Consider the following 227-nt stretch of genomic DNA (forward strand, 5'->3'; position numbering starts at 1 on the left):
CCTATTGGACCTTGCGAACCTGTTAAACCTGTTGGGCCCTGCGGGCCTTGCGGACCTGTTAATCCTATTGGGCCTTGAGGACCAGGTACTGTTGAATCTGCTCCGTCTGCTCCATCTAGTCCGGCTGAGCCTTGTGGGCCTGTTAATCCAATTGGACCTTGTGGACCGGGTACTGTTGAATCTGCTCCGTCAGCCCCATCTAATCCGGCTGGGCCTTGTAGGCCTTG

1 pseudogene is annotated in these 227 nt (G+C 55.9%); it reads right to left on the reverse strand.

From position 1 onward, the window contains the following. Positions 1–227: pseudogene (locus tag Q0857_RS16910) on the reverse strand (collagen-like protein); the annotation flags it as partial.

The sequence above is a fragment of the uncultured Algibacter sp. genome (assembly GCF_947495925.1).
Taxonomy (GTDB): domain Bacteria; phylum Bacteroidota; class Bacteroidia; order Flavobacteriales; family Flavobacteriaceae; genus Algibacter_E.